Below are 12,025 nucleotides of genomic sequence, written 5' to 3' on the forward strand. Positions count from 1 at the left end.
GAATGAAGCAACTTACGGACCACAACAATATAAAACTTTTGCTGGAGCTTTAACAGCTTTTTCTCAGAGGAGTGTCCGCAACTGGGAGGAATGAGGACTCGGCAAGTTTTGAGCTCAACTATTATCTCTATGGTCAATAAATTCTATCCCGAAACTTCTCATTTAAAACAGGGTCAGACGCCATGGGTGACCACTGACAAAAATGCGACTAAATCATACGGAAAAAAGATCAATCAAACACCTTTAGTGAGTGTTATCCTAGATTTAGTACGAGCAGAAGATATTCAAGAGCGCAAAGACGGTAAGAAGCTCAGAGACATAAAAAAGGAAGCTGTTGCAAGGATGCTCAAACAAAGTTATAAGCAAGGTGGCTGTATGACCTCGGTTGAATTAGCCATTCTTTTAAAGATCTCTCCACCAACTGTGGGTAAGTATATTAAAGAATGGGAACTGGAACACAATGAGGTCTTACCTCGAAGAGGTTCAATACATGATATGGGGCCAACTCTCACGCACAAAAAAATTATAATTGAAAAACTTTTCATAAAGAAACTCAGCGTTCAACAAGTAAGTCGTGAGACTTATCATTCATTCCAGGCTATCCAGCGTTATATCAGCAAATTTAAACAGGTTCTTATCTGTTATAAGAAGGGCATGAATATCAATGAGATCGCCAAAGTTATTGGAAATACACCCCGGTTAATCAAAGAATATGAAGCTATCATCTTGGAGTACAAAGACCGAGGGTTTGTTTTAGAGCAAATCATCAATACGGACGCAAAGGTGGACTCACAATACGAAACCATCGTCAATGACTTGAACTCTCAGAAAAACTAAATATCTGTACGTAAGGGGACAAATACACCTCACGGACAAATGACCTTATTTGGGTTGCCATCGACCGCCACTGTGTACATATCGATGCATTCTGCGGCTTTGTTGGGTATGTCACTCATAAATTCCCAATTGAGTAAGTCCTCCGATTTCCAAAGACGAACGGCCCGGTCCTTGCCGCCAATCATCATGATTGTCACGTAATAACCGCCCAGCTCATAGTAAAAGATACGTGGATCGCGTTGGCTGCCTGAGCGTCCTTTTTGATGAGGAATAACGGGTTTTCCATCATTAATGATTGTCCAAGTACGCCCTTTGTCAGTTGAGTACATACCTCCTTGAAAAAACTCTACTTGTTTTTCTTTATTGCTGTGAGTCGCGGTGTAGAGGGCAAATAATGTTTTTGTGTCAGCTTTTTGTTTTCCTAAAGCATTATTAATGTCAACGACAGCTGAACCGGACCAAATAGCGTGTTTATTACCACCTTCCCACATGACGTTATCATAGGGGTTAATAGCATGGTCGAACTGTTTCCAGTTCATAAGATTTGTACTTACAGAGCTTCCCCAAGATTTAGGCCCGTTGGCGTTGCCTTTTGAATAATGTTGGAAGTACATAAACCACTCTCCATCAGAGTAAACCATGCCATTGGGGTCATTAAGCCAACCTATACGAGAAGTAAAGTGGAATTGTGGTCGTAATGTTTGATCATAGCCCACGCGTTTATATTCCGGGAAAGTAGCCCACTCATTTTTGAGTTTTGGTTTTTTAATAGGAATAAAAACAGTCTTATTAGCTTGCTTGCTAGCCTGGAAGTCATCCACAGACACAAAACCAAAATGCCCTTGATCTTGATCTTGATCAAAAATGACTATTTGGGCTTTTTTACCCTGATACTTGCGAACATCAAGACTTATGGGGGACATTGTCTCACCCCGATTTAGACTTGAGGTTCCCATGAGTTCTTGACCGTCTATTATTAGGTTAACTCCAACGCCATTATGGTCATCGCTTCCTGCAATACGAAAATTTATGTAAGGTTTGGATATTGTGAATTCTTTAGACACTAAACGTCCCATTGGAGCATTACCTTGTTTCATGGCTGGTCGACCTTTCTTGCCGGTGTATTTCTCGTCTGTGCCAATCCAGTATTCACCTTGAATGTTTGTGGATCCCTGTTTGCGGGCTTGCATTTGATCACCTTTAGTAGGTTGCATAATCATAGCATCTCCCTCGGCCGTCCAGTTAGTTAGATCTCCTTTTTCAAAATCACTGTTTTCAAAAAGTGGTTGAGATCCTGCATTTGCGAATCCAGCAAGGCAGGTGAATAAAGTTAAAATTTTACTTGCGTAGTTCATTAGGTATTTCCATATTTTTAAAATTAGTTTGTTAAGATCTTATATTTAATGTTTTTATTTTCTATGGTATCCAAGTTTCAGATTGCCAATAACTCTTTTGGATGAGATAGTTAACAGTCAAAGCCTTGGCATGTCCGTCTAAAAATGAGGCATTGGCTTTATTGTTGTGTCGAGGTATGCGTGTGTTTTTTTCAGGAATAAACAAGTTATTTGATAATGTCTGCCACCTGTAGACGACACTAAAACTTCCATTGTTTACGGTATCCATAATTAAAATTGTTTCGGTCGGATGTGAACTTTTAATATCGGCAGGGTTGGTGCTTGGATCGCGCCAACCAATATGGTCGTTGGGGCCAAAGCCAGAGGACCAATGATTTAAAATGGGATTTGCGGAGGGGCAGGAAAGGTTGTCGGTGTCGGCGGCGTTTGACATATATCCAGTGGCATCAAGACGGTCATACCATTGGTCCCAAGGTGCCATGCTTTCTTTTGTGGTGTGTGGGATCATTTGCTCGAAGTCAAGCGCATACGTTAAGCTGGCTAGGCTGTATTGTTTTATTTTGTTGAGGCAGACAACTTGTTTGGCGTTTTGTCTAGATTTGCCGAGCATAGGCAAGAGTAGGCTGGCGAGTATACCTATAATAGCAACAACCACCAAAAGTTCGATGAGTGTAAAGGGCGCATAGGTGCAGCGAGGGGGTCTTTTTTTCATGGTCTATCCTTATAATTTCATTAGTTACCATAAACACTACGATCTGAGTTTCTTTTATATAACAATTAATTTATATTTACATTACTTTTTTATATCATTATGTTTATCGGGTGATGTAAAAGGGTTGCTAAGGCGTGATTATATACTATTTATTCGGTGTCATTAATGAACTGTAATAGTTAAAGCTTATATCGACTCATAGAACAGAATTAAGGAGCTTTTCTTGAATACTGTACTCAGTTCAGGTCGAAGTTATCAATTATGATGAATGATTTGTGCCTAATTATTAGGCTTTAAAAGTAATGTGTTAAAAGGGTCAAAACATAACACCATTATAATCTTTCTGATTCAGATCGGATTTTTTTAATGGAGGACGCTACTGTTAAACAGCCCTTGAAGCGCTTTTAATTGTAGTTGGAAAACAAAAAGTAAGATTTATCAAAGTCGCATAGAAGTGCTAAATCAGTTTATGGAAAAAGGCGGTAAAGCTTTTTTTAAATTCCTTCACGTATCCTTTGAGGGTTCGAACTCAATATTAATCATTAATCTTACTTAGAAGATTCTCTGATAATCAGTTCGCCGTGGAGCAAAACTTTTCTAGCCGTCATGCCGGGGTTTTGAATTCTGGACATCATGATTTCTACGGCAGTGGAGCCAATATCACGACAAGGCTGCCGATAAGTCGTTAGCGGTGTCTTGAGAAGCTTGGCATATTTTACATCATCGAAAGAACAGATTTTGATATCATCCGGAATATTTATGCCGAGATCATTGAGAGCCATGCTGAGCTCAGCGGCGGCGGCATCATTGTAAACGGCGAGGGCATCAAAATCTTTGGGAGCAATAATCTTTGCGAGCTCCGCAATATCATCATCGACCATGATTTCTTCGACAGAGTCGTGCGAGAGCTTGGCCTGAAGTATGGCTTCGCGCAAACCCATGAGTCGCATGTGAACGGTACTAGCGATATTAGGGCGAGTAATAAAGGCAATGGATTGACATTTGCGTTCAATCAAATGTGAACCGATAAGAAATCCGGCTTCAACATTATTGATACCAATTAGGTCGTATTCACTTTTTAGCGGAGCTTTGGCCACATCACGATCGAGAAGGATGACGGGGATATGAGCCTTTTTAAAGAGCTCGAGGATACGTGCGTTAACTTCGTCGGAGTCATCGTGCAGTTCCAGTGGCGTGAAAAAAACACCGTCGACTTCTTCCTGGACGTATTTATAAGCGAGTTTTTCTGCCACAGCAGTGCTATTATTGAGGCTTGAGCCGGCATTTCCCCACAGGAGGTTGAAGTTATGCGAGTCAGCCAGGCTGGCAATTTGCGCGCAGATGGGTTCAAAAATCTCTGTTTCGCCAAGAGAGGGAATGAGTAAGCCAAGAGTAATCTGCTCATTACTACCGGCGGTTTGCGGTTTATTTTTCAGATATGTCCCAAAGCCAGCTTTTCGACCAAGAACATTTTCTTCGACGAGTCTTTGTACGGCTTTGGCAACAGTAGGGCGACTGGTACTGAATTTTTCTGAGATTTGCAGATCAGTGGGGAGCAGCTCGCCCATTTCATAGGTGCCTGCTTCGATTTCCTTCTTGAGGAACTCGTAGATTTCCTGTGTTTTGTTTTTTCGACTTTTCATAAGTGAATGTTACTTAAATGTCAACTTAATCAAGTCGTCTTATGATTTTTGCTCTAAGCTACACAGGTTTTTAAATAAAATGGCATCTCAATCTGTAGGTAAAATTGCTTTCAAATTTGGATTGTTATATATTTCTTCGAATTAGGAAAGGAGTTAATTATGGCTCACAATCGTGTGAAAGAAAGTTGTTCGGATCAGGCAGTTTATTATCTTGTGACTAATCGCATTGCTGGTGGTCGCATGTTATTCAAAGATCTAGAAAAACATAAGCTCAAGGAACTGCTTTTTGCGGGCTCCGCTAAGCTCAGTTATCAGGTGATTGATTATGTTTTTATGGATAATCATTTTCATTTGTTGATTAAGATCCCCCCTACTTCGAACATGGATGATGTGGAATTATTACAGCGTTATCGGCTTTATATGGATAATGAAGAAATTGAATTTATTAATTCCGCTCAGAGGGATGATTTCAGGGAGAAGATCCATGATATTTCTTTTGTGATTGGCAATTTTGAACAGCGATTCGTTCAGTGGTTTAATCGAGAGCATCAGTCTTGGGGACGTCTCTTTGGTCAGCGTTTTGATTCAGAAATGATTGAGGTCTCGGCTCAATCTGATTCTTTGCTTCGAGTGATGGCGTATATCTCATTGAATCCAGTTCGAGCCGGAATTGTTACTGACCCAAAAGATTTCTTTTTCTGTGGTTATGCTGATCGCCTCGCGGGTGGAAGTGTTGGAGATTCAGATCAAGACTTTTTTGATCTCTTTTGTCGTGGCATCAAGGCTGAGGACTACTGCCGTAGGGGCGGATATTTCTTTGCAGAAAATGAGAAGCAAAAGCATTTTAGGGAGGTTTTTAGAGCTTATATGCTTGGCTTGCGTCGTTATAAGAATGCTGATTCAAAAACTGTAGCAGAATATCTTCAGATAAAAATGAACACGCCCCCGGAGGCTCTCCGGTGGGATGATTTGTTCATTCATAAGTGCAGATTCTTCACTAAATGTCTGGTCATCGGCTCTGAGGCTTTCGTTCGGGAGAAGTTGGCCAAGTTCTCAGAAAAGATGAAATGGAAACGAGTTCATGAGCCTTACACTGAGGATGAATGGAATGATATTTATTCCCTCAAGCCTAGGAAAAAAGCTCGAGCCGCACCCAATTAAAATATCAGCTCAGAACTTCATAAAAACAGAATTTGAACTCAAGATGATTTAAAACCGTCTTGAGTTCTTCGTTTTTCTTTTAGCCGAGTTTGTACTCTATCGGCTAAATTTTTACTTCGATCTCTGCGCTTTTAATCGACTAAAAGAAAAAGTGGCACTTTTGCATCAAGCTTGACCTCCTAAATACGAAAAAAGAGCCCCAATTTGGAGCTCTTTTCGATCAGCCCTTTTCTAAGGCCTGTCCTTCAATTTTTCTTCAATTTTCGATCGACTAAAAGAAAAAGTGGCACTTTTGCATCAAGCTTGACCTCCTAAATACGAAAAAAGAGCCCCAATTTGGAGCTCTTTTCGATCAGCCCTTTTCTAAGGCCTGTCCTTCAATTTTCGTAAGGCCTGTCCTTCAATTTTCGTCCTTCAATTTTCGTCGATCAGCCCTTTTCTAAGGCCTGTCCTTCAATTTTCGTCCTTCAATTTTCTGTCCTTCAATTTTCTTTTTCTAAGGCCTGTCCTTCAATTTTCTTTCTTTTTCTAAGGCCTGTCCTTCAATTTTCTTTCAATTTTCTGTCCTTCAATTTTCTTTTTCTAAGGCCTGTCCTTCAATTTTCTCTGAGTGCACTTGCAAGTAGAATACGAGATTAATTAACGAATTTCTGAAACCATGCAGGTCGTCTTTGCGCCAATACTTCTAGATAGGTCTTTTCATTATATGGAGTTCTCGTTTTCCAGCAGCGATACATGATACGAATCCATTTGTAGGCCAAAGCTCTAAGTATAGTGAAATGAGGTATGTTAAGAGCTTTCTTATGATAATAAAATTCATGTGCCCATATTGACGATCTTATGGAATTATTTGCGAACTCCACAAAACTAAGTTGAGTGAACCTATCACATAAAAAACGTCTTCGGACAATATTCATTTTTCCACTCTGAATTGTCACAGGAGCTATTTCACTAATTTTAAGAACCTCATTTACAGACTTAAATTTATCTCGATCGCCCCCAAAGAAAGCCATAAGACGTGGGCCGATACTAGGGCCTGCTCCTGGGAAAGATTGAAACATTTCATAGTCCTCATTACTGCGATAAGCTTGCTCAATTTTTTCGTCATAAGCTTTAATGACCTTATTTAAACTCCTGATTCTGTGGCAGAATTGTTGTATCTCAAATATGTAGTAATCCAACTCATCTTCATCATTAACAACAATTATGGAGGAGCGTAATATTTGAACTCTCTCTTTTGTTTTACTATGCTTGGTACTGCGTTTGTTAAAGAATTTGGTAATGCCGATTTGATGAGCATTAATGACATCCTGCGGGCTTGGATATTTATCTAAAAAGTCTAGAAACATATCTGCATATAAATGATTGCCCACGACTTTGAGGGCGTTTGGGTAATAAATCTTCAATAACGCAGTTAATTGATTAGTTAAACGAGTTCTATCACCTACTAAATCACGCCTTTTTATATTAAGTCGCTTCAGTTTCCCCTTTGAAAAAGATGAGTCTACTTTTTGAACTTTATCAGGATGTTTTAAATACAGTTCAAGTAATGATTTAGTATCTGCTCGGTCACTTTTAGCACCACTCAAATGAAATGTTTTAGCAAACTTTGAAGCAGTCGTAGGATGAACCACATAGATATCAAACTCCGTGAATGATATTAATAAATTCATCAGTGCAGATTGGCAGCTCTCGATGACAATGGCAATGGAACCATTAACAGTTTCAAGTATGAGTGTATCAAAGAAGTTTTTGAGAGTAAGTAAATCACTACTGATAACTTTACATTCTTCTTCACAATCCTTAAGAATTCGTAGGTCATGCTTTTGATCCGCCCAGTCGATCGCAATAATAACTTGATATTCAGATGGTTTTTTAGTTCTTGTATTATACATTTTTACTCCTAGGGAATATATAGATTTAAAAAACAGCATGCGAAATTCCTATAGCATTTGTGGTGGAAGCTTTCTGAGTATTCGTCCCGCTGAAAAACATTCCCGGTCGAAATGCCCAGAAAGTCTTTTTAAAGACAGGAGCACCAATTCGTACCGAGAATGATTAAATTTATATGTTCCTTTTTTAATTCTAAAATTTCTCCCCCAGACCCCCTCATTATATTTATCTATTTAATTACTTGGACTACTATAGGAGCTCCGCATTCCATGCGGAATCAATTGCTAGTTCCGTAAAAAGAATCATCCACAGATTAACACGGATGAACACCGATCAAAAACTCAGATTCTTGGCGCCTTGGTGAGAGCAAAAAATTCTCACTAATGAGATGCACTTTGCCGTGATTACTCAAAAAGCATTGGGATACATTATAAAAGTATGCGGATCCCATAAAATAATATTTCTCGCTAAGACGGAAAGACGCCAAGTGATAGACTATAATATAGGGTTTCACATGGGATTAAACTTATTGAGAAAGAACTTATAAAACTCACACTGAAAGCACTAAATTCATCCACAGATTAACACAGATCAAAAACTTAGAGTCTTGGCGCCTTGGCGAGAAATAAAAAGTCCATAGATCGCGTCGCCTGCAGTAGTCAGCGTATGTAGTCCACGGTTTACCGTGCGAGAGAAATTACTTCGACGACTCGCGGATAATGAGCTCCCCGTGAAGTAAGACTTTCCTTGCGGAGAGGCTCGGGTTTTTGATGCGAGAAATCATGATTTCTACTGCTGTGGCGCCAATATCACGACAAGGTTGACGGTAAGTCGTTAGGGGAGTTTTAAGCAGTTTTGCATATTTTACATCATCAAAAGCACAGATTTTAATATCTTGAGGGATATTCACCCCAAGCTGATCGAGGGCAATGCTGAGCTCAGCTGCGGCAGCATCGTTATAAATAGCTAAGGCATCAAATCTTTTTTCTGAGCTAATTTGGCGAGCGAGATTATCAATATCCTCTTCCACAATGAGTTCTTCGACTGAGTCATGAGGTAGGCCTGCTTGGAGGATGGCTTCACGCAAACCCATGAGTCGCATGTGAACAGTGCTCGCTATATGGGGACGAGTGATAAAGGCAATGGATCGACATTTTTTTTCGACGAGGTGTGAGCCAATGAGGTAGCCAGCTTCAATATTGTTGATGCCAATGAGGTCGTATTCACTTTTGAGTGGAGCTTGGACGACGTCACGATCAAGTAAGGTGACGGGGATATGGGCATTTTTGAAGAGCTCAAGAATGCGTGCGTTTATGACTTCAGAATCTTGGTGTAACTCGATAGGCGTGAAAAATACACCATCAACAGCTTCCTTGATGTATTTATGAGCGAGTTGCTCAGCTGCGGCAGCACTTTTATCTAAGCTCGAACCCGTGTTGCCCCAAAGGAGGTTGAAATTATAAGAGTCGGCTAAACTAGCAATTTGACCACATATAGGTTCAAAAATTTCCGTTTCACCCAAGGAAGGGATCAGTAGGCCCAAGGTGATTTTGTCATCACTGCCACCAACTTGTGGTTTGTTTTTTAGGTAAGTGCCAAAGCCAGCTTTTCGAGCCAAGACGTTTTCATCAACCAGCCTTTGTACGGCTTTGGCCACTGTGGGGCGACTCGTTTTGAATTTTTCTGATATTTGCAAATCCGTGGGCAGTAATTCACCCATTTCATAAGCACCGGATTCGATTTCCTGTTTGAGGAATTCGTAAATTTCTTGAGTTTTATTTTTTCGACTTTTCATAAGTAAATGTTACTTAAATGTCAATAGAGTCAAGGTGAGCTAAGTCAATTCATCAATGATTAGACCTAATGTCTAGCGTTTATTGATAATGAGTATCCACCATGTGATATGTAAGAGAAATAAAAAAAGGCCCCCGTTCGACTCGTCACCACAAAGAGAAGAAAGGGAGCCCAAGGAGAGCTTTTAGAAAGCCTCGGCTCCTCTTAAGAAAGAGCCGAGGTAGATAATTTAGTCGTTCATGAGATCCAAGTCGAGGAGGCCAAGGGCTTTGCCGGCTTGAGCTTTGATCTTGAGTTTGATGCCTTCGCAATGAAGGGCAGCAGCAGGGTGCACCACCACATACATATTGAGATCCGTGCCGAAGAAATCGGTAACGTAGCGCTCGAAAGGCAACCACTGACCCTCTTTTTTGTATTCCATTGTCCAAGATTCTGGAGCGGCAATCGAATCCATTTCCGCCCAGTAGACGCCGACGGACTCAATTTTTTGTGTTCCAGAGAAGTTGAACTCAATTTCTTGATCTTGTCCTTCTTGTCCCATGGAAGACCATTTTGGTAGGCTGCGATCACTTGCCGATTGCGGACGGCGACCATCACGGAGTGCTTCGATTGTATCACAATTAGCGGTATGAGTCGCGGTGATTTCACCGTAGTGCTCACTGCTAAACTGCATGGAATCGAGAGATTTTTGTGCGAGCGATTCAATATTTGGGAACCAAACATTCATCGAGCAGTTGCCACGGTTATTCCAAGCAAAATAGGGGATGAGCTTCATAGAACTTTCGCCCTTGCCAATTTCTTTACAGGGAACGGTGAGAATGGGCATGCCTGCGAGGTTACCCTCTTGGATAGTTTCTTGCTCAAAGTTACCGACTTCTTTTTCGAGGAAGAAGCGCTGGACAGCACCCTCATTATCGACTTCTTCAGCAGCGAGGACGAGTGGGCCACGTGTGAGGGCAATTCTTCCCACATTTGCATCGACGCGAGTATCGCAAACCGAGCTCATGATAGGCATTGGCAAATCGAGTTCAACGACATCGCCTTTTGACCAAGTGCGTCGAATAGAAGCAAAACCACGATCGAGTGTGCACTGAACGGCAGCACCATTGATTTTTACGGTCCAGTTCTCGTTAGGTTTCGAAATATATTTGTAGAGTGCGCCTGGAAGGAAGTTGTCGCGAGCCCAAGAAGGGATACGCAATTTAAAAGTGAATTCTGAATCTTCGTCCATGTCGAGGTCAAATTTAACTTTACCTTCGAAGGGGTACTCAGTTTCTTGTTTGAGGCTCACTTTACCGTTGGCTAAATCAAGGCTCACATCTGATCCCGCATAGAGGAGTGAGAAAATTTCATCTTCACTCGTTGCGTACATGTAGCCACTAACCTGCGGCATGAGACGGGCAATATTTGAAGGGCAGCAAGCGCAGTCAAACCAGTGTGAACGACCGGCGTTACCATGGTTAAAAAGGCGTTGGCCATCAGCTTCCAGCGGATTCACGTAGAAGAATTTGTCGCCTTCCATATTTACGCCTGCAAGGGAGTTATTGAGGAGAGAGACTTCGGCAACGTCGAAGTAAGAAGCATCTCTATGAAGCAAGAACATGCGGTAGTTGAAAAAGACATTTGCGATTGCCGCACAAGTTTCGTTATAAGCTTCTTTGTTCGGCAAATCAAAATCATCGCCAAAACCTTCGATCCCGTGAATAGCACCGAGTCCACCCGTGATATGCATTTTCATATCTACGAGGTTGTGCCAGATCTTGTTGAGAGCATTGGTGTAATCGTGGCGATCCTGCAACATGTCAACTTCGGCCATAGAAGCATACATATAGGCGGCACGAACGGCGTGACCTACGGCGCTATCTTGATCCGTGAGGGCGACGTGCTGCTGAGCGTAGTCAGGAGCATTAACGCCATCGCCATCGGGAATAAAAGTGACGCCGCGAATTTCGAGGAAATGTTTAGCGAGTTCGAGATAGACTTTGTTACCAGTAACCATATAGAGTTTACAGAGGCCGAGTTCGATTTCCTGATGACCAGGAGCCTGATTGACCGGCTTACCATCGTTATAGTTGGGATCGCCTTCCACAAAAACTTTGTAGACGTGTTGAGCTGATTTTTCAGCAACTTTAAGCCAAGCATTTTTACCAGTTGCTTGGTAGTATGCGACGGCACCTTCGTAGAGGTGGCCCACATTGTAGAGTTCGTGGGAGTGAATCACAAAGCTGTAGGGCTTAGTACCCATTTCATCCACATTAAATGTATCGGTAATGTGATTGACGTAGAGGTAGCCATCGTCCTGCTGAGCACCGGCAATGATGTCGATAATTTCATCGATTTGAGCTTCGAGTTCGGCATCGCGATTGAGCATGAGTAGGAAAGCAGCGCCTTCCATAACCTTGTAGAGGTCAGAAGAAACGAAGCGGTGAGTGAAAGGCTTTTCGTCGGGAATGCCCTTGAGGAAGTTAGCGCAACGCTTGAGGTTAGCGACGGCGTGTTCAGTTTTGTGGAGGGCAAAGGGAAGAGTCGTTTTTTTCTGAGTCTCTAATCTAGGCAACCAAAAGCTATCATTGAGTTTTACTTGGTTAAAAGTAATCGGGTTAATTTCTTTATGTTTTACTATAGGCATA

8 protein-coding genes are annotated in these 12,025 nt (G+C 41.5%); 2 read left to right on the top strand and 6 right to left on the bottom strand.

Features of this window, described 5'->3' with window-relative positions:
* The first annotated feature begins 90 nt into the window (after positions 1-90).
* On the top strand, positions 91-837 hold the full coding sequence (locus LNTAR_RS07885; protein ID WP_040914475.1) for a DUF1670 domain-containing protein: 747 nt from the start codon (positions 91-93) through the stop codon (positions 835-837).
* Positions 838-866: 29 nt separating this feature from the next.
* Here the strand turns inward: LNTAR_RS07885 and LNTAR_RS07890 are convergent, their stop codons facing one another.
* The 3 genes from LNTAR_RS07890 to LNTAR_RS07900 form a co-directional block, all read right to left on the bottom strand.
* The gene (locus LNTAR_RS07890; RefSeq protein ID WP_007278146.1) at positions 867-2,192 is read right to left on the bottom strand and encodes a glycoside hydrolase family protein; all 1,326 of its coding nucleotides are present in this window, start codon (positions 2,190-2,192) and stop codon (positions 867-869) included.
* A gap of 61 nt (positions 2,193-2,253) precedes the next feature.
* Positions 2,254-2,904 (bottom strand): prepilin-type N-terminal cleavage/methylation domain-containing protein, encoded by a 651-nt coding sequence (locus LNTAR_RS25380; protein ID WP_007278147.1) that lies wholly within the window; start codon positions 2,902-2,904, stop codon positions 2,254-2,256.
* 548 nt (positions 2,905-3,452) lie between these two features.
* Positions 3,453-4,547 carry a substrate-binding domain-containing protein gene (locus tag LNTAR_RS07900; RefSeq protein ID WP_007278148.1) on the bottom strand — a complete coding sequence of 365 codons (1,095 nt, stop codon included), beginning with the start codon at positions 4,545-4,547 and terminating at the stop codon, positions 3,453-3,455.
* A gap of 159 nt (positions 4,548-4,706) precedes the next feature.
* Here LNTAR_RS07900 and LNTAR_RS07905 point away from each other — a divergent pair, with 159 nt between their 5' ends.
* The gene (locus LNTAR_RS07905; protein WP_007278149.1) at positions 4,707-5,708 is read left to right on the top strand and encodes a transposase; all 1,002 of its coding nucleotides are present in this window, start codon (positions 4,707-4,709) and stop codon (positions 5,706-5,708) included.
* Between the two features lie 635 nt (positions 5,709-6,343).
* Here LNTAR_RS07905 and LNTAR_RS07910 read toward each other — a convergent pair.
* The 3 genes from LNTAR_RS07910 to LNTAR_RS07920 form a co-directional block, all read right to left on the bottom strand.
* Positions 6,344-7,603, bottom strand: coding sequence for an IS110 family transposase (locus tag LNTAR_RS07910; RefSeq protein ID WP_007278150.1), 1,260 nt, complete (start codon positions 7,601-7,603; stop codon positions 6,344-6,346).
* A 695-nt stretch (positions 7,604-8,298) separates the two neighbouring features.
* The gene (locus LNTAR_RS07915; RefSeq protein ID WP_007278151.1) at positions 8,299-9,396 is read right to left on the bottom strand and encodes a substrate-binding domain-containing protein; all 1,098 of its coding nucleotides are present in this window, start codon (positions 9,394-9,396) and stop codon (positions 8,299-8,301) included.
* Between the two features lie 228 nt (positions 9,397-9,624).
* Positions 9,625-12,024 (bottom strand): glycoside hydrolase family 127 protein, encoded by a 2,400-nt coding sequence (locus LNTAR_RS07920; protein ID WP_007278152.1) that lies wholly within the window; start codon positions 12,022-12,024, stop codon positions 9,625-9,627.
* Between the last annotated feature and the right edge of the window lies 1 nt (position 12,025).

Origin of the sequence: Lentisphaera araneosa HTCC2155, from assembly GCF_000170755.1 — a bacterium.
Classification (GTDB): Bacteria; Verrucomicrobiota; Lentisphaeria; order Lentisphaerales; family Lentisphaeraceae; genus Lentisphaera; species Lentisphaera araneosa.

Bases quoted from the DNA above. Each gene is read 5' to 3' on its own strand.
- LNTAR_RS07885 (WP_040914475.1), top strand. From the start codon at position 91: ATGAGGACTCGGCAAGTTTTGAGCTCAACTATTATCTCTATGGTCAAT.
- LNTAR_RS07890 (WP_007278146.1), bottom strand. From the start codon at position 2,192: ATGAACTACGCAAGTAAAATTTTAACTTTATTCACCTGCCTTGCTGGA.
- LNTAR_RS25380 (WP_007278147.1), bottom strand. From the start codon at position 2,904: ATGAAAAAAAGACCCCCTCGCTGCACCTATGCGCCCTTTACACTCATC.
- LNTAR_RS07900 (WP_007278148.1), bottom strand. From the start codon at position 4,547: ATGAAAAGTCGAAAAAACAAAACACAGGAAATCTACGAGTTCCTCAAG.
- LNTAR_RS07905 (WP_007278149.1), top strand. From the start codon at position 4,707: ATGGCTCACAATCGTGTGAAAGAAAGTTGTTCGGATCAGGCAGTTTAT.
- LNTAR_RS07910 (WP_007278150.1), bottom strand. From the start codon at position 7,603: ATGTATAATACAAGAACTAAAAAACCATCTGAATATCAAGTTATTATT.
- LNTAR_RS07915 (WP_007278151.1), bottom strand. From the start codon at position 9,396: ATGAAAAGTCGAAAAAATAAAACTCAAGAAATTTACGAATTCCTCAAA.
- LNTAR_RS07920 (WP_007278152.1), bottom strand. From the start codon at position 12,024: ATGCCTATAGTAAAACATAAAGAAATTAACCCGATTACTTTTAACCAA.